The sequence below is a fragment of the Cytobacillus pseudoceanisediminis genome, assembly GCF_023516215.1.
Classification (GTDB): domain Bacteria; phylum Bacillota; class Bacilli; order Bacillales; family Cytobacillaceae; genus Cytobacillus; species Cytobacillus pseudoceanisediminis.
Genome location: NZ_CP097349.1, coordinates 4120001 through 4141386 on the forward strand (window position 1 = coordinate 4120001; position 21386 = coordinate 4141386).

The following is a 21386-nucleotide window of genomic DNA, read 5'->3' on the forward strand; positions in this document are numbered from 1 at the left end:
TCCCTGCCCTATAAATCTTACTGGCTTTACTGGAGCTCCTATAAATAGAAGCAATAAGATTAACCCTCCTAAAATGGAGATCACTGCAATAGGGTCCAAAAGAAAAATCCTCCTTTCAGGAAACTTGTACTACTAATTTATGATTAGCGCGTACAAAAAAGACCTTGGAGGAGGACAAGTATTTTGTAATGATTGATTTTCTTTCCGCAATGGGAACAAACTACATTCTGACTCTTACATTTCTCTTTTTAGCTTCCCTGAAAAGAAAAAAGTACTTAGCTTCGGCCAGCTTCGCCTGGCTGATTGCTTCCGGGGATGGATCAAAGCTCTTTTCCACTAGCGATTTCTGGTTGTTCCAATCTGTTTTCAATCTGTTCAGCTGCTCCAAAAGCTTCTCATCAAACTCGCTTCGAAGCCATCCTTTCCTGCGAAAAAACATAAATTCCGCCTCCGTACTTAAACTTCTCTTCTGCCTTCTAATGCTTTTGATAGCGTTACTTCATCAGCATACTCTAAGTCTCCGCCCACTGGCAGGCCATGGGCAATCCGGGTAGCCTTTATGCCGGATGGCTTAATCAGGCGGGAGATATACATGGCTGTTGCTTCCCCTTCGATATTAGGATTGGTGGCAAGAATAATTTCCTGTACTGTTTCATCCTGAAGCCTTTTCAATAAATCAGGAATATTGATATCTTCCGGCCCTATTCCATCCATCGGTGAAATGGCTCCGTGAAGGACATGATAAAGTCCGTTATATTCCTTCATCTTTTCCATGGCAATAACATCTTTCGGATCCTGGACCACACAGATTACTGACCGGTCGCGTCTCTGGTCCTCACAAATATAACACGGGTCCTGATCAGTGATATGGCCGCAGACAGAGCAGTAAGATAAATTTCTTTTCGCATTGACAAGCGCCTTGGCAAAATCCAGCACAGTATCTTCTTTCATACTTAAAACAAAAAACGCCAGACGCGCAGCCGTTTTTGGGCCGATTCCGGGCAATTTCATAAAGCTGTCAATCAGCTTTGATATTGGTTCAGGATAGTGCATGTATAATTCCTCCTATATGAAAAGGAAAAGCGCCGCGAGCATGACGGACTGATGAAGATTCCCATCAGTCTATGTTCGCTGGCGCTCAGCCTGTCCGTTCTTTCGTGCATAACTCTATTATAGATAAAACATGCAAGAAAGCACTCGTTCAGGACGTTTTATTAAAACATTCCCGGCAGGTTCATTCCTTTAGTAAATTGGCCCATTGTGTCGTTTGTTAAGTCATCCGCTTTTTTCAGTGCATCGTTCGTTGCCGCCAGAACAAGGTCCTGAAGCATATCAATATCTTCCGGATCAACAACTTCTTCTTTGATGTTTACTTCTAATACTTGTTTATGTCCGGATACAATGACAGTCACCATTCCGCCGCCAGCTGTTCCTTCAATTCTTTTTTCGCCAAGCTCTTCCTGTGCCTGAGCCATCTTCTTTTGCATTTTCTGCATTTGTTTCATCATATTTTGCATATTTCCCATTCCACCGCGCATTTTACATACCTCCAGCTATTTTCTATTCTTTAATTTCAATTAGTTCAGCGCCAAATAATTTGACCGCTTCAGCCACATGGGGCTCTTCCTCATTTCTGCCGAAGCCCTCACCAGACTCATCTCCGTCACGCTGGCTGCGCAGGAAATCCTCCCTGACACTTTGCCATTGTTCATCCGGAATGCCAACCAGCTGCAATCTCTTGCCTAATAGCTCAAACATGACATTCGCCAGTGTATCCAGGAATTTCGCATTATCCATGGCCATCTGACAGTGGATTTCATATTTGAACTTTACGATAAGAGCTGTTTCGGATGCGGCAACAGGTTCTGCTTCATTGAGAAGCGCTGCCTGAGAGCGCATCTGGTTTTGAACAAGCAGATTCAGCATTTCACCCCAGCGGCTTTTTACAGCCACCAGGTCGTTTTTCGTTGCCTGCTTCAGGACTTCATTCACTTTTCCTACTGGTGCCTGGAATCCTTTACGTGAACTTCTCTGCGGTTTTTTCTGTACAGCAGGAGCTCCATCATCTTTTACCGCTATGCCGTTTTTCTTTAATTCCGCCAGCTCATGCTGAAGCTGTTCGATTTTTTGCATCAGCGGCTTGATGTCTGCAGACTGTCCTGATTTCTCTCGCTGTTCAAGCTGGCACAGCTTCACAATCGCCACCTCCAGGAAAATCCTCGGATGGTTGGTCCATCGCATTTCCTGCTGGGCTTTGTTCAGCACCTCAATCAGTTCATAGAGCTCTTCCGGCTCCACTTCCTGGGCAAGCTGCTGGAATTCTTCATCAAGCATGACTCTTTCCAATGATTCCTCCAGCCTTGGAGCTGCTTTATATAAGAGCATATCCCGGTAATACAGGATAAAGTCTTCTATAAAACGGGCTGGATCTTTCCCCTGAAAAAGGAGCTCTTCCAGAAATCCCAGCCCGGATGCGGCATCCCTGTCTTTAACCGCTCTTGCCAGCTTATTCAGAAACCCTTGTGACACAGCACCTGTTACAGACAGGGCATCTTCAACTGTAACACGATCCTGGCTGAAGGAAATTGCCTGGTCAAGCAAGCTAAGGGCATCACGCATACCGCCTTCTGCGGCTCTCGCAATGATCTGCAGTGCCTGGTCCTCATATGCTGCACCTGTTTCATCCGCAATCAGCTTCATTCTCCCTGTTATCGCCTGAGCCGTAATCCGTTTAAAATCGAATCGCTGGCACCGGGAAATTATCGTCAGTGGAATTTTATGAGGCTCTGTAGTGGCTAAAATAAATATGACATGCTTAGGCGGCTCTTCAAGCGTCTTTAACAGGGCATTGAAAGCGCCAATGGAAAGCATATGTACCTCATCGACGATGTAAACCTTATACTTTACAGCGTTCGGGGCATATTTCACTTTGTCCCTGATATCCCTGATTTCTTCTACACCATTATTGGATGCAGCATCAATTTCAATGACATCAGGAATAGAACCGTCTGTAATGCCTCTGCAGGCAGCACACTCATTGCACGGTTCAGTAACCGGAGCCTTCTCGCAGTTAACAGCCTTTGCGAGAATTTTAGCTGCACTTGTTTTACCTGTTCCGCGGGGGCCGGAAAACAGATAGGCGTGTGATATCTTCTCCTGAAGCAGGGCGTTTTGCAAAGTCTTTGTCACATGTTCCTGTCCGACGACATCGATAAACTGCTGCGGACGCCAAACACGATATAAAGCTTGATAACTCACTGACACGCCCCCTTCCTATGTATAGTCCTTTATCTATTATAACGTATCTATTTTCCTTTTTACAAAACCTAGAGCGAAATAAATTACAACAAAAAACCCATCCTGCAAAAGGATGAGTTTTATTTACAATATAAACTGCCGTGCACCTTCCGTCGACTGACGCCCATAGGCGTTACTTAAGCAGTTAGCTCGGCCCAGGCAACCCTGCGGCACATGGGAGCTTCCACTTAATGCTGCTTCCTTCCGGACCTGACATGATTCATGGATTCCCATTGCGCAGGACCCGGGCGTCAACACCACTTACTTAAGGCAGGCCCTACAGGACATCAGCCTCGGGAAGGGATTCAGCCTCGCTAGAGCGGATTGCGAGTACAGGGCACCGCTACCTCCCCGCCTAGCACGGCAAAGTTGATACCATATTTAGTTGCGTCTTTGTCCGACGCATTTATAAGTATACTAACATTTAGGTGAAAAAGCAATGCCTAACCATTGTCAATTCCTGTATCAAGTTCCATCTGCAGCAATTGCCTTCTTTTTTCTCTTCTTTCTTGCGCTTTCGCAACCCTCTGAAAAAGCTCGAAAGCATCTCGCCGCATTCTTCTTCCAACACCCCTGGCACAACTTCACTCTGGTGATTGAACCGCTCATCCTGCAATAGATTCATAAGCGTCCCGGCACAGCCTCCCTTTGGATCCTTAGCCCCATACACCACCTTTTTGATGCGCGAGAGAATAATGGATCCCGAACACATCGGACAAGGCTCTAAGGTAACATAAAGAACAGCATTCTCCAGCCGCCAGGTTCCGAGGTTTTTGCATGCCTGATCAATGGCAAGCAGTTCTGCATGCGCAATCGCAGTCTGATTCACTTCTCTCAGATTATGTGCCCGGGCAATGATTTCCCCTTCCAGAACAATGACTGCCCCAATTGGAACTTCTTCCAGACCTTCCGCCAGCTTTGCTTCTTTAATGGCCTCCTGCATATACAGTTCATCTTCAGTGAATGATGCTTGCCTCATTATATCTTCATTCCTTCTCTTAACATCTGTGTAAAAGCCGCCCCTTTTACAAAAAATAACCTTAAAGGAGCGATACCATGAAAAATCCGCAAGCCTATAGACCGGCTCTTATCATTATTGACATGATTAACGACTTTAATTTCCACCATGGAAGGATCCTTGCTGACAAAGCTTTGAATATCGCAAAACCCATCAATACATTAAAGACCGCTTTCTATGAGCAGGATCTCCCTGTCATTTATGTGAATGATCATTATAATCTCTGGCAGGCTGATCTGGATACAATTACGACTCATTGCCGCAATCCTATCAGTGCACCTATCCTTCATGAGATGCACCCATCGCCGGATGATTATTTTTTAATAAAACCTAAGCATTCCGCCTTTTATGGCACTGCCTTAAATACCCTTCTGCACCAGCTCGGCGTCAATATGCTTGTCATGACAGGCATCGCTGGCAATATCTGTGTCCTATTTTCGGCCAATGATGCCTATATGAGAGAATATAATTTACATATACCGCATGACTGCACCGCTTCTAATGATGACCACGATAATGAAAATACCTTAAAGATGATGGAAAAAGTATTAAAGGCCAATATATCTTCTTTCTCTGAAAACAATTATAACATTTCTTCTATGTTTCCTTCATAAAATGGCAGTAGTGTTCTAAGACGTGTTTTTCAGGGAGGGAGATAGATTGCAGATTCATGTGGTTCAGCAAAACCAGTCTTTGTTCGGCATTGCCCAGGCATATGGAACGACGGTTGAAGATCTGATAGAGGCAAATGAAATTCCCAATCCAAATAATCTGGTGATCGGCCAGACACTTGTTATTCCGATAATAGGACGCTTTTATTGGGTTCAGCCCGGAGACAGCCTTTACTCAATTTCAAGAAGGTTCGGCATTTCTTATCAGCAGCTCGCATCTGTCAATGGGATTTCGGTGAGCCAGCCGCTGCAGGTGGGGTTCCGCCTTTATATCCCGCCACGCCCGAAAACGAACGCAGAGTTCAATGCCTATGTGGAGCCAAGAGGCGATACAGTCGCCCCTGAACTGGTAGAAAGCGCAAGAGAGGCTGCGCCTTATTTGACCTATCTGGCACCTTTCAGTTTCCAGGCCCTTCGAGATGGTTCTTTGAAGGAGCCGCTTCTGAATGATTTCCCGGCCATAGCGAGAGCCAATAATAATGTATTGATGATGGTTATTACCAATCAGGAAAACGATCAGTTCAGTGATGAACTCGGCAGGATATTGTTAAATGATATGGCGATTCAGAATAAATTCCTGGATAACATTACAGCCACAGCAAAAAAATATGACTTCAGGGATATTCATTTTGATTTCGAGTTTCTGCGCCCCGCTGACCGGGAAGCCTATAACAATTTTCTCAGAAAAGCGAAGGCAAGATTCGAGCAGGAAGGCTGGCTGATTTCTACAGCATTGGCTCCGAAAACAAGTGCAGAACAGCAAGGCCTCTGGTATGAGGCCCATGATTATAAAGCCCATGGGGAGATTGTTGATTTTGTCGTGATCATGACCTATGAATGGGGCTACAGTGGAGGCCCTGCAATGGCTGTTTCCCCGATTGGCCCAGTGCGGCAGGTTTTAGAATATGCCATTAGTGAGATGCCTTCTTCCAAAATTATGATGGGCCAGAACCTATATGGTTATGACTGGACGCTTCCTTTTGTTCAGGGCACCACTGCAAGAGCAGTCAGCCCGCAGCAGGCCATACAAATCGCTGCAGAAAATAATGCAGCCATTCAATATGATTACCAGGCGCAGGCGCCATTTTTCAATTACACAGCACCTGACGGCAAAAGGCACGAGGTCTGGTTTGAGGATGCCCGCTCCATCCAGGCCAAATTTGATTTAATCAAGGAACTGAAGCTGCGGGGAATGAGCTACTGGAAACTTGGCCTTTCTTTCCCGCAAAATTGGCTTCTGATTACAGAAAACTTCAACGTGACAAAAAGAGCTTGATCTCTCAGCAGCTGCCGCTTACAGGCAGCTTTTTTATTTTTCAGACTATATGCTCTTATTTTCTTATTTCCAGCTTAAATTCCATATCCCATCCACTCCATACTGTGATAAAATAAGCTTTGTGTCATTTTGGAACGTACCTATAAATGGTTTCTATAGATAAATAAGCAATGCAGGAGGACGATCAATATGGGGGGAATACCTTTTATTACAGTAGAGGGGCCGATTGGCGTTGGGAAAACATCTCTCGCTAAAGCGATTTCTGAAAAATTTCAGTATGCACTCTTAAAAGAAATTGTTGATGAAAATCCTTTTTTGGGTAAATTCTATGAAAACATTGAGGAATGGAGCTTTCAGACTGAAATGTTTTTCCTCTGCAACCGCTACAAACAGCTGGTTGATATCAACAATCACTACCTTGCTCAAAAAAAGCCTGTTGTGGCTGATTATCATATTTTCAAGAATCTTATTTTTGCCCAGCGCACATTAAATCAGAATGAGTATCAGAAGTATTTGAAGATCTATGACATTCTGACAGGTGATATGCCAAAGCCGAATGTCATTATCTATCTCAATGCAAGCCTTGAAACACTGCTCGATCGAATCGAGCTGCGGGGCCGTGAAATTGAAAAGAATATCAGTCCATTATATCTCGAGCAATTATCCCTTGATTATGAAACGGCTATGAATGAGTTCGAGAGGCAGCACCCGGATATTCCAGTGATCCGTTTCAATGGAGATCAGCTGGATTTTGTGAAAAATGAATCAGACTTAATGCATATATTCGATACATTGTCGACATCATTAAAAAAGAGGAGCATACACTTATGAATCTAAGGCAAAAATACGAGATTCCTTCGAACGCAGTGATCACGATTGCCGGAACCGTCGGAGTCGGAAAATCAACGATGACCAATGCGCTTGCGGACGCACTGGGGTTCCGAACCTCTTTCGAAAAGGTTGATACGAACCCTTACCTGGATAAATTCTATGCAGATTTCAACCGCTGGAGCTTCCACCTGCAGGTATACTTCCTGGCGGAACGGTTCAAGGACCAGAAGCGCATCTTCGAATATGGCGGCGGCTTTGTTCAGGACCGATCCATTTATGAAGACACCGGCATATTTGCGAGAATGCATTATGAAAAAGGCACCATGTCAAAGGTAGATTACGAAACTTACACCAGCTTATTTGATGCGATGGTGATGACACCTTATTTCCCGCACCCTGATTTGCTTATTTATCTGGAAGGATCCCTTGATGATATTCTTTCCCGCATCCAGGAGCGCGGCCGTCCGATGGAGCAGCAGACACCTATTTCCTACTGGGAAGAAATGCACCAGCGCTATGAAAATTGGATTAACAGCTTTAACGCATGCCCGGTCCTGCGCCTGAATATCAATGACTATGACATCATTCAGAATGAGCAATCCATTGAGCCGATTGTAGAGCGCATTTCTTACTTTTTAAGACAAACTCAATTATTAAAAAAATAACCGCCATTTAGGCGGTTTTTTGCTGTTTGATTAATGGCCCCGAGTACTTAGCAGAAATGAGAATCGCTGACGAAATTCTTTCCCCGGTCCTCCAAAAATATTTTTATCTGTCAATTTCAACAGAATGAAATTATATAACAAAAAAACCGCTGATCATCAGCGGTTTTATGTATCTCCAATTTTTATGCGCGTGTTAGATGTCAATTAAAATGGAGGAGGAAAGGGATTCGAACCCCTGCGCGGTTTGACCCGCCTGTCGGTTTTCAAGACCGATCCCTTCAGCCAGACTTGGGTATTCCTCCGCATCGACAAGAAATACTATATCATTTCTAAATAGGCATGTCAACATTATTTTTATAAAAAAAGAGCGGATCAAAACCCGCTCTTCAATTAAGGCTTTATAACTTCGCGATTGCCCATATACGGACGCAATACCTCCGGAATGATGACACTTCCGTCAGCCTGCTGATAATTTTCTAGAATAGCTGCCACCGTGCGGCCGATCGCAAGGCCAGATCCATTCAGTGTGTGCACATGCTCCGGCTTGCCTTTTGCCTCGCGGCGGAAGCGGATATTTGCACGTCTTGCCTGGAATCCTTCAAAGTTACTGCAAGAAGATATTTCTCTATACGTGTTATAGCTTGGAATCCAAACTTCGATATCGTATTTCTTCGCAGCTGTGAATCCAAGATCGCCCGTACACATGCTCATCACACGGTATGGAAGGCCAAGCATCTGAAGGACTTTTTCCGCGTGTCCTGTCAGCTTTTCAAGTTCCTCATAAGACTCTTCTGGCTTAACAAATTTCACAAGCTCGACTTTGTTAAACTGGTGCTGGCGGATAAGCCCGCGAGTGTCACGGCCGGCAGAACCCGCTTCAGAACGGAAGCATGCACTAAATGCCGCATAGTTTATCGGAAGCTCGTCTGCATTCAGAATCTCTTCCCTATGCATATTGGTGACAGGCACCTCAGCGGTTGGAATCAGAAAATAATCTTCGCTTTCAATTAGGAATGCATCTTCCTCGAATTTCGGAAGCTGTCCTGTTCCTGTCATGCTTGCACGGTTAACCATGTACGGAGGAAGAACCTCCTTATAGCCATGCTCGTCTGTGTGCAAATCAAGCATGAAGTTGAATAAGGCTCGCTCAAGGCGGGCACCAAGGCCTTTGTAGAATACAAAGCGGCTGCCTGTTACTTTGCTCGCACGTTCGAAATCAAGGAGATCAAGATCTGTCGCAACATCCCAGTGCGGCTTTGGCTCGAAATCAAATTCACGGACTTCTCCCCATTTGCGGATTTCCACATTATCATCTTCTGTTTCGCCGACAGGCACACTTTCATGCGGAATGTTCGGAATGCTCAGCAGCAATTGGTCCAATTCTTCCTCGACTGTACGGAGCTCCTCATCCAATGCCTTGATTTTATCGCCGACTTCTCTCATTTCAGCGATTAAATGGTCTGCATCCTGCTTTTCGCGCTTTAAGGCAGCCACCTGCTGGGATACTTCATTTCTTTTGCTCTTCAGCTGTTCTGCTTCTACAATTAGCTCACGTCTTTTTACATCCAGATCTTCGAATTTTCCAAGATCGGTTAAATCTTCGCCACGGTGCTGAAGCTTGTTTTTCACTTCTTCAAAATTGGCTCTTAAAAACTTAATGTCCAGCATTTTTTAGTACCTCCTGAAAATAGTTTAAAACACAAAAAACTCCCGTCCCCAAAAAAGGGACGAGAGTTACCCGCGTTGCCACCCTAGTTGAAAGCATGAGCTTTCCACCTTAAATCCATAACGGTTTTAACCGAAAGCATTTACTTTTCCCGAGTAGTACCGGGTGTTCCATGCTTTGCTCGAGGATGGATTCACAGGGTTTATTCACCGGTTTCCACCAGCCACCGGCTCTCTTTTAGAACAAAGTCCTGTTACTAGTTCCTCTCATTGCTTTTCAGCTATAAGAATTTTGTAATTCATAATGTACTACAATTATGTTCCATTTGCAACCAAAATATTCAAATTGTTAATTGCTTGGACTCTTTGATCATTTCAACGAAATAGCCTGTCAGGCGATGGTCATCCGTTAGTTCCGGATGGAATGAGCATCCGAGGAATCTGCCTTCGCGCGCCGCCACAATCCGGCCATTGTGCTTGGCCAGGATTTCAACATTCTCTCCAGCCTCCACAATATGCGGTGCACGAATGAATACAGCTGCAAAATCTTCTGCCACTCCGGCAATATCAACATCCGCCTCGAAGCTTTCGCGCTGGCGGCCAAATGAATTTCTTTCCACCTGGACGTCCATCACACCGATATGCGGTTCATCATAGCCAATGATATTATTCGCAAGAAGAATTAAGCCTGCACATGTCCCGAACATCGGCTTTCCTGATTGCGCAAACTCCTTAAGGCTGTCCATAAAATCATATTTATCAATCAAGCGTCTCATGGTCGTGCTTTCGCCGCCAGGCAAGATAAGCCCGTCTACCTCGTCAAGCTGCTCTTTGCGTTTGATGACTACAGCTTCGGCGCCGGATGCTTCTACAGAAAGAACATGCTCTCTGACCGCGCCCTGCAGCCCTAATACTCCAACCTTTATCATGTTCAATTCTCCTTACCAGCCGCGCTCCTGCATACGAGCTTCAGGAGCCAATGAAGAAATTTCAATTCCCTTCATCGGTGTGCCTAGTTCTTTTGAAAGTTCAGCAATTAATTTGTAGTCCTGGTAATGTGTAGTTGCTTCCACAATGGCACGTGCAAATTTCGCAGGGTTTTCAGATTTGAAGATGCCTGATCCTACGAACACTCCATCAGCACCAAGCTCCATCATTAGAGCTGCATCTGCAGGTGTTGCAACGCCGCCTGCTGCGAAGTTTACGACTGGAAGGCGTCCAAGGCTCTTGATTTCCAAAAGAAGCTCATATGGCGCTCCCAGAAGCTTAGCTTCTGTCATTAATTCATCTTCGTTCATGCCGACAACCTTGCGCACCTGTGCATTCACCTTGCGGATATGGCGGACAGCTTCAACGATGTTTCCAGTTCCAGGCTCACCCTTTGTGCGAAGCATGGAAGCACCTTCACCAATACGGCGTGCTGCTTCGCCTAAGTCACGGCATCCGCAAACGAATGGAACTGTGTAGTCTCTTTTATTAAGATGGTATTCTTCATCAGCAGGAGTTAAAACTTCACTCTCATCTATGTAATCGACACCCATCGCTTCAAGCAGACGAGCTTCTACAATATGGCCGATACGCGCTTTTGCCATTACCGGGATTGAAACTGCACCCATTACTTCTTCCATAATACGCGGATCTGCCATGCGTGCCACACCGCCGGCTGCACGGATATCAGAAGGAACGCGTTCAAGTGCCATAACTGCTACTGCACCAGCTTCTTCTGCGATTTTTGCCTGCTCGGCGTTAACAACGTCCATAATAACGCCGCCTTTTTGCATTTCTGCCATTCCCCGTTTAACACGATCTGTACCTGTCTTCATGTTTATCCCCCTTCATAAATACCATCTGCTTTGGATGGGTTAAATATTATGATAAAAATCATTTTTCAAAAAAAGGAAAATAGATTATTTTACTAGGAATTTTCCCTATTGAAAATATGCAATGAAAAAGGGCTCCTGTCAAGACAGGAAAGCCCTTTTTCTTAAAACCAACCTTTTACAGTTGAGGAAACACTTCCCCAAACATCCCCGAAGAAACCTCCGATGCTGCGCATAGTCAGCACGAACCAGTTTGCTTTTTCAACACTTTCAGCGGCTACGACATCCACTTGAATATTGCCTTTGCCTTTATCGGACAAGAACTCAATCTTCCCGTCCTCTTTCGATTCAATCGTTAGATAGCCGATTTTTTCTCCTTTTTTAATAGGAGCTGTCAATTCGCCGTTTTCATTTAATTTCTCTTTATCAAGAACAAGAACAGGCTTATAGTTTTCTTTTTCCCCGTTTCTTACAACCATTTCGATTGCATCTTTAGAAGAAATCTTTACTTTGTCCTCTTTGCCTTTTGTAACAGGCACTGTTTTCTGGCCTTTCACCTGATAGTTGGCAGGAACGATTTCTTCTTTCGTGAAGTTGCTGAAACCAAAGTCGAACATTTTTTTGTTTCATCGAATCTGGATTTGTAAGTAGCCTGACCATTCGCACCTTTAGCGTTCATGACAACACTGATGTAGCGGTTGCCATCTCTCATGGCTGTACCGGTAAAGCAGTATCCGGCAAAGTCAGTCGTACCTGTTTTAAGGCCATCTGCACCTTCATAGCCATATACTAGCTCTGGAAGCATCCAGTTCCAGTTTTCCATTTTAATTTCATCATCTGTACCCTCTCTGAACGTCTTTCTAGGGGTACTTGCTGTTTCCAATACTTCAGGGAATCGGTTAATCAATTCCTTGGCCAGCATCGCTGTATCTTTTGCTGACATCACGTTTTCTTCTTCAGGGCCTCCTGCAGGAGGAGATCCCTTTAAATCACGGTTGTTTAAACCGCTGGAATTGACAAATTTATAATCCTTTAATCCAAGCTCTGCAGCTTTTTCGTTCATCATTTTAACAAAGTTTGTCTCAGAACCGGCAATCGTTTCTGCAATTGCGATGGTTGCACCATTTGCAGAGTAGATCGCCATTGCTTCATACAATTCACGGATATTGTATTTTCCGTCTCTTCTTAGTGGGACATTTGATAAATTGCGATCCTGTGAAACTTTCCACACATATTCACTTACTGCATATTCCTGGTCCCACTTCACTTTGCCTTCTTCAACGGCTTCAAGAAGCAGGTATTCTGTCATCATTTTAGTCATACTGGCAATGCCCAGTACTTTATCCGCATTTTTTTGATATAAAATTTTTCCGGTCTCTGCATCTACTAAAATAGCAGCATCTGCATTAATGTTTAAGATATCTTCTGCATGAGCTTTATGTATACCAGGTAAAAGACCTAATATCATGACCAAGGCAAGGAATCCAGCGATAGACTTACGGTAAAATGTTTTCTTCAATTTACTGCCCTCCAACGTTTTAATACACTTTTGTTATTTTATCATAACTCTGGTGCAAAGAATAGATAGAGTAATTACCTATTCCTGCCTGCCCCGTGGCATGATTGTCCCATAGTTATGCATTAGTATTTTCCTAGGTTTGATCCCAGGATATTTTAGGATAAAATGACTCTGTTAAACTGGCTATGATTTCCGCTGCAGGATGCTAAAAAACTGCCATCATCTTTATCAGAGACGAAAAAAAGCAGAAAAGGTTTCCCTCTTCTGCTTTGTATTGATTATAGTGAGTAGTTTGGCGCCTCTTTTGTGATCTGCACATCATGAGGATGACTTTCTCTTAGGCCTGCACCAGTCATTTTAATAAATTGGGCATTTTCACGGAGGTCGTGAAGATCCTTTGTTCCGCAATAGCCCATTCCAGAACGGATACCGCCGACAAGCTGGTAGATGGTATCGGCTAATGGCCCTTTATAAGCAATGCGCCCTTCGATTCCCTCTGGAACAAACTTTTTATTATCTTCCTGGAAGTAACGGTCTTTTGAACCTTTTTCCATGGCTGCAACAGAACCCATTCCTCTGTATACCTTGAATCGGCGTCCCTGGAAAATTTCCGTTTCGCCAGGGCTTTCAGAAACTCCTGCAAGAAGGCTTCCAAGCATAACGGCATGTCCGCCTGCTGCCAATGCTTTCACGATATCTCCTGAATATTTGATTCCGCCATCGGCGATGATTGATTTGCCATGCTTGCGTGCTTCTGTTGCACAATCATATACAGCTGTAATTTGCGGTACACCTACACCTGCAACAACACGTGTTGTACAAATGGATCCAGGCCCGATTCCCACTTTCACGATATCTGCGCCTGCTTCAATCAAATCCTTTGTCGCTTCAGCTGTTGCCACGTTACCGGCAATAATGGCCAGGTCCGGATAAGCGTTCCGGATTTCGCGTACGGTATCAAGCACCCCTTTTGAATGTCCATGTGCTGTATCCACTACGATGACATCTACATGTGATTTAACTAGCATTTCAACACGCTTCATCGTGTCGCCGGTTACGCCGACCGCTGCACCTGCCAGCAGGCGTCCGCGCTCATCTTTTGCCGAGTTTGGAAACTCAATTACTTTTTCAATATCCTTAATGGTAATTAAACCTTTTAAAACACCTTCATCATCCACTAGCGGCAATTTTTCAATTTTATGCTGCTGCAGAATTTTTTCTGCCTCATCCAAAGTGGTACCAACTGGAGCTGTTACAAGATTTTCTTTTGTCATCACATCGGAAATTTTTATCGAATAGTCCTGAATGAATCGGAGGTCACGGTTAGTCAGAATGCCGACAAGCTTTTGTTCCTCATTATTATTAACGATTGGCACACCGGAAATCCGGTACTTGCCCATTAAATGCTCTGCGTCAAATACCTGCTGTTCTGGAGTTAGAAAGAATGGGTCAGTAATAACGCCGCTTTCTGAACGCTTTACTTTATCCACCTGATCAGCCTGCTGTTCAATGGACATGTTCTTATGGATAACCCCCAAACCGCCCTGGCGAGCCATAGCGATCGCCATTTCAGCTTCAGTTACCGTATCCATTCCGGCACTGATTACTGGAATGTTGAGTGCAATCTTTTCAGTCAAATTTACTTTAAGGCTGACATCACGAGGAAGCACCTCTGATTTCGATGGAACCAGTAAAACATCATCAAAAGTTAAACCTTCTTTTGCAAACTTAGTTTCCCACATCTTTTTTGACCTCCTGGACTCGAAAATATTATTAGTAGGTTATCAATTGGACAAAATACTGTCAAGGACGGATTAATATGTTGGATTTTTCAAAAGATTCGGAGGTTTCACTGTGATACATTCATTTGACCTTAAAAACTCCTTTTTATACTTCTTTTCTGCGAACACTTCACAGGAATTTTTAAAGAAATGCTACCAAAAGCAAAACCTGGATCAGGCTGAACAAAAGAGCTATGAAAACAGTTACCCTTTTATATACTATCTAGAACACGGACAAGTATACTACGAGCAGGCAGAGAAGGCACCATTGGTTATCAAGCCGATTCTCTTTTTTTATGGACTTGTTCACCTTGTCAAGGCCTGCATTCTGACAGTAGACCCTAATTATCCGGAAACCACTTCTGTTTTGGCACACGGGGTCTCCACCAGGAAAAGAAAAAAGCAGCAATATAATTTTTTTCAGGACGAAGTGAAATTTCAAAAAAGCGGGCTTTTCCCCTATATGGGAGAAAAATTGTTCCACATGAAACATTTGGAAGGCGAAAAAACAACGATGGGAGAGTTATTTGGCCAAATTCCCGAGCTTAACTATTTGTACAGCCAGACAGAGGGCCGAACTACTTTTCTTGAAGCAGAGCTGGAAAAGGATGTATTCATTTTGCCAAGAATGATCCTCGATCGCTTTCATATGACCGAGTCCCGCTTTGTTGAATACCTGCAGTCAAAATCAGACTTTAATATATGCTTTCAGGAGTCAGCGGGATTAGACCTTAAATTTTCTGCAAAAAACTTGAATACATATAATTATAAGCCCTTAAGATATAGTCTTGATGCCGGAAAGTTTTTCTTTCCGCTTGCTAAAGACGGTCTGATTGATTTTCCTGAACTTCTTATTCATTTCCTGCTGCTGTATAATTTAAGCATGATTGCCCGCTACGAAACAGAATGGTGGAGCGAACTCATCAAAATGATGCCTAATAAAGACTATCCTTTTATTCAGACTTTTCTACAGATTACATCCTCAAAGGGGCCATATCTGATTTATCAATATTTGGCTGATAAGAAACACTAAGCAGCTGGAAGATGATAGTGATCGCGGATTTCTTGTGCATGTGTAACCTGATTTTTGCGGGCAATTTAGGGATAGCGGAGTGGAAGGATGCTTACTTGTAGACTGGGGATTTATCTGAGGCATTCCGTAGGGCTTATCTGGCATGAATCGGATTTGATCCATCATGTATTGGATTTTATGTAACAGGTTTTTGATTTAACTAGCAGGAATTCGATTTTATCTCGCATGTTTTGATTTTTATTTCACATTTGGCACACTTCATCTTTGCTGCAAACAGATTTGACTTTTAAAACAGACGGCGGAATAAAGAGTGGCGCATATCATTTAATTTTGGCACATATATGAGTGAAAGTGGCGCATTTTTTTAGCTGAAGTGACGCATATATGCATTTTTCATAAAAAGATGAGTAAGAAGATATTTGGATTCAATAAATCATCCACATACAAAAAAAGAGCACCCATCAGGTGCTCTTTCATATGCCCGGCAGCGTCCTACTCTCACAGGGGGACAGCCCCCAACTACCATCGGCGCTGAGAAGCTTAACTTCCGTGTTCGGTATGGGAACGGGTGTGACCTTCTCGCTATCGCCACCGGACTATTTGGTTGAAGAAACTTCGTTCCCTCAAAACTAGATAATGTATGAAGAAGCATTTGCCGAGTATTAACCATATAACTTGGTTAAGTCCTCGATCGATTAGTATCAGTCAGCTCCACATGTCGCCACGCTTCCACCTCTGACCTATCAACCTGATCATCTTTCAGGGATCTTACTAGCTTGACGCTATGGGAAATCTCATCTCGAGGGGGCTTCATGCTTAGATGCTTTCAGCACTTATCCCTTCCGCACATAGCTACCCAGCGATGCCTTTGGCAAGACAACTGGTACACCAGCGGTGCGTCCATCCCGGTCCTCTCGTACTAAGGACAGCTCCTCTCAAATTTCCTGCGCCCACGACGGATAGGGACCGAACTGTCTCACGACGTTCTGAACCCAGCTCGCGTACCGCTTTAATGGGCGAACAGCCCAACCCTTGGGACCGACTACAGCCCCAGGATGCGATGAGCCGACATCGAGGTGCCAAACCTCCCCGTCGATGTGGACTCTTGGGGGAGATAAGCCTGTTATCCCCGGGGTAGCTTTTATCCGTTGAGCGATGGCCCTTCCATGCGGAACCACCGGATCACTAAGCCCGACTTTCGTCCCTGCTCGACTTGTAGGTCTCGCAGTCAAGCTCCCTTGTGCCTTTACACTCTGCGAATGATTTCCAACCATTCTGAGGGAACCTTTGGGCGCCTCCGTTACTTTTTAGGAGGCGACCGCCCCAGTCAAACTGCCCACCTGACACTGTCTCCCGCCCCGATAAGGGGCGCGGGTTAGAATTTCAATACAGCCAGGGTAGTATCCCACCGACGCCTCCACCGAAGCTGGCGCTCCGGCTTCTCAGGCTCCTACCTATCCTGTACAAGCTGTACCAAAATTCAATATCAGGCTACAGTAAAGCTCCACGGGGTCTTTCCGTCCTGTCGCGGGTAACCTGCATCTTCACAGGTACTATAATTTCACCGAGTCTCTCGTTGAGACAGTGCCCAGATCGTTACGCCTTTCGTGCGGGTCGGAACTTACCCGACAAGGAATTTCGCTACCTTAGGACCGTTATAGTTACGGCCGCCGTTTACTGGGGCTTCGATTCAAAGCTTCGCTTGCGCTAACCTCTCCTCTTAACCTTCCAGCACCGGGCAGGCGTCAGCCCCTATACTTCGCCTTGCGGCTTCGCAGAGACCTGTGTTTTTGCTAAACAGTCGCCTGGGCCTATTCACTGCGGCTCATCAGGGCTATTCACCCTAATGAGCACCCCTTCTCCCGAAGTTACGGGGTCATTTTGCCGAGTTCCTTAACGAGAGTTCTCTCGCTCACCTTAGGATTCTCTCCTCGCCTACCTGTGTCGGTTTGCGGTACGGGCACCTTTTCCCTCGCTAGAGGCTTTTCTTGGCAGTGTGGAATCAGGAACTTCGGTACTAAATTTCCCTCGCCGTCACAGCTCAGCCTGTGTGGTAACGGGATTTGCCTCGTTACCGGCCTAACTGCTTGGACGCGCTAATCCAGCAGCGCGCTTACCCTATCCTCCTGCGTCCCCCCATTGCTCAAACGGTAAAGAGGTGGTACAGGAATATCAACCTGTTGTCCATCGCCTACGCTTTTCAGCCTCGGCTTAGGTCCCGACTAACCCTGAGCGGACGAGCCTTCCTCAGGAAACCTTAGGCATTCGGTGGATGGGATTCTCACCCATCTTTCGCTACTCATACCGGCATTCTCACTTCTAAGCGCTCCACGGGTCCTTGCGATCCCGCTTCAACGCCCTTAGAACGCTCTCCTACCACTGACATCGTAAGATGTCAATCCACAGCTTCGGTGATACGTTTAGCCCCGGTACATTTTCGGCGCGGAGTCACTCGACCAGTGAGCTATTACGCACTCTTTAAATGGTGGCTGCTTCTAAGCCAACATCCTGGTTGTCTAAGCAACTCCACATCCTTTTCCACTTAACGTATACTTTGGGACCTTAGCTGGTGGTCTGGGCTGTTTCCCTCTTGACTACGGATCTTATCACTCGCAGTCTGACTCCCATGGATAAGTCTTTGGCATTCGGAGTTTGTCTGAATTCGGTAACCCGATGGGGGCCCCTAGTCCAAACAGTGCTCTACCTCCAAGACTCTTACTACATGAGGCTAGCCCTAAAGCTATTTCGGAGAGAACCAGCTATCTCCAAGTTCGATTGGAATTTCTCCGCTACCCACACCTCATCCCCGCACTTTTCAACGTGCGTGGGTTCGGGCCTCCATCCAGTGTTACCTGGACTTCACCCTGGACATGGGTAGATCACCTGGTTTCGGGTCTACGACCACATACTCATTCGCCCTATTCAGACTCGCTTTCGCTGCGGCTCCGTCTCATCAACTTAACCTCGCATGTAATCGTAACTCGCCGGTTCATTCTACAAAAGGCACGCTATCACCCATTAACGGGCTCTAACTACTTGTAGGCACACGGTTTCAGGATCTCTTTCACTCCCCTTCCGGGGTGCTTTTCACCTTTCCCTCACGGTACTGGTTCACTATCGGTCACTAGGGAGTATTTAGCCTTGGGAGATGGTCCTCCCTGCTTCCGACGGGATTTCTCGTGTCCCGCCGTACTCAGGATCCACTCTGGAGGGAACGAAGTTTCAACTACAGGGCTTTTACCTTCTCTGGCCGGCCTTTCCAGACCTGTTCATTTACCTCGTTCCTTTGTAACTCCGTGTAGAGTGTCCTACAACCCCAAGAGGCAAGCCTCTTGGTTTGGGCTAATCCCGTTTCGCTCGCCGCTACTCAGGGAATCGCGTTTGCTTTCTCTTCCTCCGGGTACTTAGATGTTTCAGTTCCCCGGGTCTGCCTTCTATACCCTATGTATTCAGGTAAAGATCCTATCCCATTACGGATAGGGGTTTCCCCATTCGGAAATCTCCGGATCAAAGCTTACTTACAGCTCCCCGAAGCATATCGGTGTTAGTACCGTCCTTCATCGGCTCCTAGTGCCAAGGCATTCACCGTGCGCCCTTTCTAACTTAACCTACTTCGGCCGCTGATCGACTGCGGATCTCTGCGTCAGCTCTCTCGCTCCGCTCCTCACGTACTGAAGTACGCTCCGGTGCTCACTCGGTCGCTTCCTTGATCTCCTTGCCGCTCATCGTCCTCATGGTTTGTGCTCTTACTTATTTTCAAAATAAGAGAAAAAACTAAGATGGCGATTACTCGGTTATTGCTTCTTCATTAACATTATCTAGTTTTCAAGGAACAAAAAATAACGAATGGATTCGTTATGGTTGGTGGAGCCTAGCGGGATCGAACCGCTGACCTCCTGCGTGCAAAGCAGGCGCTCTCCCAGCTGAGCTAAGGCCCCATTATATGAGATGGTGGGCCTAAATGGACTCGAACCATCGACCTCACGCTTATCAGGCGTGCGCTCTAACCAGCTGAGCTATAGGCCCACATAATAGGTAAAGTATTAAAATGTGAGAGGTTGAACTCTCAAAACTGAACGAACAAAACGCGTCACGTTTCATGTAAATATCCTTAGAAAGGAGGTGATCCAGCCGCACCTTCCGATACGGCTACCTTGTTACGACTTCACCCCAATCATCTGTCCCACCTTAGGCGGCTGGCTCCAAAGGTTACCCCACCGACTTCGGGTGTTACAAACTCTCGTGGTGTGACGGGCGGTGTGTACAAGGCCCGGGAACGTATTCACCGCGGCATGCTGATCCGCGATTACTAGCGATTCCGGCTTCATGCAGGCGAGTTGCAGCCTGCAATCCGAACTGAGAATGGTTTTATGGGATTCGCTTAACCTCGCGGTCTCGCAGCCCTTTGTACCATCCATTGTAGCACGTGTGTAGCCCAGGTCATAAGGGGCATGATGATTTGACGTCATCCCCACCTTCCTCCGGTTTGTCACCGGCAGTCACCTTAGAGTGCCCAACTGAATGCTGGCAACTAAGATCAAGGGTTGCGCTCGTTGCGGGACTTAACCCAACATCTCACGACACGAGCTGACGACAACCATGCACCACCTGTCATCCTGTCCCCCGAAGGGGAACGCCCTATCTCTAGGGTTGTCAGGAGATGTCAAGACCTGGTAAGGTTCTTCGCGTTGCTTCGAATTAAACCACATGCTCCACCGCTTGTGCGGGCCCCCGTCAATTCCTTTGAGTTTCAGCCTTGCGGCCGTACTCCCCAGGCGGAGTGCTTAATGCGTTTGCTGCAGCACTAAAGGGCGGAAACCCTCTAACACTTAGCACTCATCGTTTACGGCGTGGACTACCAGGGTATCTAATCCTGTTTGCTCCCCACGCTTTCGCGCCTCAGCGTCAGTTACAGACCAAAGAGTCGCCTTCGCCACTGGTGTTCCTCCACATCTCTACGCATTTCACCGCTACACGTGGAATTCCACTCTTCTCTTCTGCACTCAAGTTCCCCAGTTTCCAATGACCCTCCCCGGTTGAGCCGGGGGCTTTCACATCAGACTTAAGGAACCGCCTGCGCGCGCTTTACGCCCAATAATTCCGGACAACGCTTGCCACCTACGTATTACCGCGGCTGCTGGCACGTAGTTAGCCGTGGCTTTCTGGTTAGGTACCGTCAAGGTACCGGCAGTTACTCCGGTACTTGTTCTTCCCTAACAACAGAGTTTTACGATCCGAAAACCTTCATCACTCACGCGGCGTTGCTCCGTCAGACTTTCGTCCATTGCGGAAGATTCCCTACTGCTGCCTCCCGTAGGAGTCTGGGCCGTGTCTCAGTCCCAGTGTGGCCGATCACCCTCTCAGGTCGGCTACGCATCGTTGCCTTGGTGAGCCGTTACCTCACCAACTAGCTAATGCGCCGCGGGCCCATCTGTAAGTGATAGCCGAAACCATCTTTCAGCTTTCCCTCATGTGAGGAAAAGAATTATCCGGTATTAGCCCCGGTTTCCCGGAGTTATCCCAGTCTTACAGGCAGGTTGCCCACGTGTTACTCACCCGTCCGCCGCTGACTTCAGGGAGCAAGCTCCCATCTGTCCGCTCGACTTGCATGTATTAGGCACGCCGCCAGCGTTCGTCCTGAGCCAGGATCAAACTCTCCATATAAGAGTTGATTAAGCTCATAAGTTGTCTTTTCAAAAAAGACTAAAGAATTAACGTTGACGTTTTTGTTCGTTCAGTTTTCAAAGATCAATCTGCCGCTTGAGGCGACTTAATTAATATATCATTTCTGATAATCAATGTCAACAAGT

15 protein-coding genes, 3 tRNA genes, 3 rRNA genes, 1 other RNA gene, 1 pseudogene and 1 other annotated feature (1 of these 24 cut by a window edge) are annotated in these 21386 nt (G+C 46.0%); of the genes and pseudogenes, 5 read left to right on the forward strand and 18 right to left on the reverse strand.

Annotated features, from left to right (window positions below):
* The 7 genes from M5V91_RS22285 to tadA all read right to left on the reverse strand — a co-directional run.
* A protein-coding gene (locus tag M5V91_RS22285; RefSeq protein ID WP_009336777.1) for a pro-sigmaK processing inhibitor BofA family protein crosses the window boundary here: on the reverse strand, positions 1-99 show its start. The gene continues 165 nt to the left of window position 1, outside the view; only the first 99 of its 264 coding nucleotides appear in the window; the start codon lies at positions 97-99; its stop codon lies beyond the left edge, outside the window.
* A 121-nt stretch (positions 100-220) separates the two neighbouring features.
* Complete coding sequence (locus M5V91_RS22290; protein WP_009336776.1) at positions 221-439, reverse strand: YaaL family protein; 219 nt, start codon at positions 437-439, stop codon at positions 221-223.
* Positions 440-456: 17 nt separating this feature from the next.
* Positions 457-1053 carry a recombination mediator RecR gene (gene recR / locus M5V91_RS22295; protein ID WP_009336775.1) on the reverse strand — a complete coding sequence of 199 codons (597 nt, stop codon included), beginning with the start codon at positions 1051-1053 and terminating at the stop codon, positions 457-459.
* Positions 1054-1214: 161 nt separating this feature from the next.
* Positions 1215-1538 carry a YbaB/EbfC family nucleoid-associated protein gene (locus M5V91_RS22300; RefSeq protein ID WP_009336774.1) on the reverse strand — a complete coding sequence of 108 codons (324 nt, stop codon included), beginning with the start codon at positions 1536-1538 and terminating at the stop codon, positions 1215-1217.
* 22 nt (positions 1539-1560) lie between these two features.
* Positions 1561-3258: a DNA polymerase III subunit gamma/tau gene (dnaX, locus tag M5V91_RS22305; protein ID WP_009336773.1), complete on the reverse strand. Its 1698-nt coding sequence runs from the start codon at positions 3256-3258 to the stop codon at positions 1561-1563.
* Between the two features lie 138 nt (positions 3259-3396).
* Positions 3397-3661, reverse strand: an RNA gene (ffs, locus tag M5V91_RS22310) — signal recognition particle sRNA large type.
* A 60-nt stretch (positions 3662-3721) separates the two neighbouring features.
* Positions 3722-4276 carry a tRNA adenosine(34) deaminase TadA gene (tadA, locus tag M5V91_RS22315; protein ID WP_284521500.1) on the reverse strand — a complete coding sequence of 185 codons (555 nt, stop codon included), beginning with the start codon at positions 4274-4276 and terminating at the stop codon, positions 3722-3724.
* 77 nt (positions 4277-4353) lie between these two features.
* On the opposite strand from tadA, the gene M5V91_RS22320 reads away from it, so the two are divergent.
* From M5V91_RS22320 to M5V91_RS22335, 4 genes are all read left to right on the forward strand, one after another.
* Entirely contained in the window at positions 4354-4929 is a 576-nt protein-coding gene (locus M5V91_RS22320) for a cysteine hydrolase family protein (RefSeq protein ID WP_071157669.1), read from the forward strand.
* Positions 4930-4975: 46 nt separating this feature from the next.
* On the forward strand, positions 4976-6262 hold the full coding sequence (locus tag M5V91_RS22325; protein WP_009336770.1) for a LysM peptidoglycan-binding domain-containing protein: 1287 nt from the start codon (positions 4976-4978) through the stop codon (positions 6260-6262).
* A 189-nt stretch (positions 6263-6451) separates the two neighbouring features.
* Positions 6452-7093 carry a deoxynucleoside kinase gene (locus tag M5V91_RS22330; protein WP_009336769.1) on the forward strand — a complete coding sequence of 214 codons (642 nt, stop codon included), beginning with the start codon at positions 6452-6454 and terminating at the stop codon, positions 7091-7093.
* Positions 7090-7758 (forward strand): deoxynucleoside kinase, encoded by a 669-nt coding sequence (locus M5V91_RS22335; protein WP_009336768.1) that lies wholly within the window; start codon positions 7090-7092, stop codon positions 7756-7758. Before M5V91_RS22330 ends, M5V91_RS22335 begins: the two co-directional genes overlap by 4 nt.
* Before the next feature lie 210 nt (positions 7759-7968).
* Here the strand turns inward: M5V91_RS22335 and M5V91_RS22340 are convergent.
* The 6 genes and pseudogenes from M5V91_RS22340 to guaB form a co-directional block, all read right to left on the reverse strand.
* Positions 7969-8060: transfer RNA gene (locus M5V91_RS22340), tRNA-Ser, on the reverse strand.
* An 88-nt stretch (positions 8061-8148) separates the two neighbouring features.
* Positions 8149-9426 carry a serine--tRNA ligase gene (gene serS, locus M5V91_RS22345; RefSeq protein WP_071157667.1) on the reverse strand — a complete coding sequence of 426 codons (1278 nt, stop codon included), beginning with the start codon at positions 9424-9426 and terminating at the stop codon, positions 8149-8151.
* Positions 9427-9478: 52 nt separating this feature from the next.
* Positions 9479-9703: a binding site (T-box leader), on the reverse strand.
* A 61-nt stretch (positions 9704-9764) separates the two neighbouring features.
* The gene (gene pdxT / locus M5V91_RS22350; protein WP_009336765.1) at positions 9765-10352 is read right to left on the reverse strand and encodes a pyridoxal 5'-phosphate synthase glutaminase subunit PdxT; all 588 of its coding nucleotides are present in this window, start codon (positions 10350-10352) and stop codon (positions 9765-9767) included.
* A 12-nt stretch (positions 10353-10364) separates the two neighbouring features.
* Positions 10365-11246, reverse strand: coding sequence for a pyridoxal 5'-phosphate synthase lyase subunit PdxS (gene pdxS / locus M5V91_RS22355; RefSeq protein ID WP_009336764.1), 882 nt, complete (start codon positions 11244-11246; stop codon positions 10365-10367).
* Between the two features lie 161 nt (positions 11247-11407).
* Positions 11408-12762: pseudogene (locus tag M5V91_RS22360) on the reverse strand (D-alanyl-D-alanine carboxypeptidase family protein).
* A 278-nt stretch (positions 12763-13040) separates the two neighbouring features.
* Positions 13041-14504, reverse strand: a complete 1464-nt coding sequence (guaB, locus tag M5V91_RS22365) for an IMP dehydrogenase (RefSeq protein ID WP_009336762.1) — start codon at positions 14502-14504, stop codon at positions 13041-13043.
* 112 nt (positions 14505-14616) lie between these two features.
* Here guaB and M5V91_RS22370 point away from each other — a divergent pair, with 112 nt between their 5' ends.
* Complete coding sequence (locus tag M5V91_RS22370; protein WP_019383450.1) at positions 14617-15576, forward strand: YaaC family protein; 960 nt, start codon at positions 14617-14619, stop codon at positions 15574-15576.
* A 479-nt stretch (positions 15577-16055) separates the two neighbouring features.
* On the opposite strand, the gene rrf is transcribed toward M5V91_RS22370, so the two are convergent.
* The 5 genes from rrf to M5V91_RS22395 all read right to left on the reverse strand — a co-directional run bounded on the left by rrf (position 16056) and on the right by M5V91_RS22395 (position 21240).
* Positions 16056-16172, reverse strand: a 5S ribosomal RNA gene (gene rrf / locus M5V91_RS22375).
* A 79-nt stretch (positions 16173-16251) separates the two neighbouring features.
* A 23S ribosomal RNA gene (locus M5V91_RS22380) occupies positions 16252-19185 on the reverse strand.
* Positions 19186-19438: 253 nt separating this feature from the next.
* Positions 19439-19514, reverse strand: a tRNA-Ala gene (locus M5V91_RS22385).
* Between the two features lie 11 nt (positions 19515-19525).
* Positions 19526-19602 (reverse strand) — tRNA-Ile (locus tag M5V91_RS22390).
* A gap of 89 nt (positions 19603-19691) precedes the next feature.
* A 16S ribosomal RNA gene (locus tag M5V91_RS22395) occupies positions 19692-21240 on the reverse strand.
* The 16S, 23S and 5S rRNA genes sit together here with 2 tRNA genes alongside, the layout of an rRNA operon.
* Positions 21241-21386 lie beyond the last annotated feature (146 nt).

Coding starts and splice junctions, on each gene's coding strand:
- M5V91_RS22290 (WP_009336776.1), bottom strand. CDS start 439: ATGTTTTTTCGCAGGAAAGGATGGCTTCGAAGCGAGTTTGATGAGAAG.
- recR (WP_009336775.1), bottom strand. CDS start 1,053: ATGCACTATCCTGAACCAATATCAAAGCTGATTGACAGCTTTATGAAA.
- M5V91_RS22300 (WP_009336774.1), bottom strand. CDS start 1,538: ATGCGCGGTGGAATGGGAAATATGCAAAATATGATGAAACAAATGCAG.
- tadA (WP_284521500.1), bottom strand. CDS start 4,276: ATGAGGCAAGCATCATTCACTGAAGATGAACTGTATATGCAGGAGGCC.
- M5V91_RS22320 (WP_071157669.1), top strand. CDS start 4,354: ATGAAAAATCCGCAAGCCTATAGACCGGCTCTTATCATTATTGACATG.
- M5V91_RS22330 (WP_009336769.1), top strand. CDS start 6,452: ATGGGGGGAATACCTTTTATTACAGTAGAGGGGCCGATTGGCGTTGGG.
- M5V91_RS22335 (WP_009336768.1), top strand. CDS start 7,090: ATGAATCTAAGGCAAAAATACGAGATTCCTTCGAACGCAGTGATCACG.
- serS (WP_071157667.1), bottom strand. CDS start 9,426: ATGCTGGACATTAAGTTTTTAAGAGCCAATTTTGAAGAAGTGAAAAAC.
- pdxT (WP_009336765.1), bottom strand. CDS start 10,352: ATGATAAAGGTTGGAGTATTAGGGCTGCAGGGCGCGGTCAGAGAGCAT.
- pdxS (WP_009336764.1), bottom strand. CDS start 11,246: ATGAAGACAGGTACAGATCGTGTTAAACGGGGAATGGCAGAAATGCAA.
- guaB (WP_009336762.1), bottom strand. CDS start 14,504: ATGTGGGAAACTAAGTTTGCAAAAGAAGGTTTAACTTTTGATGATGTT.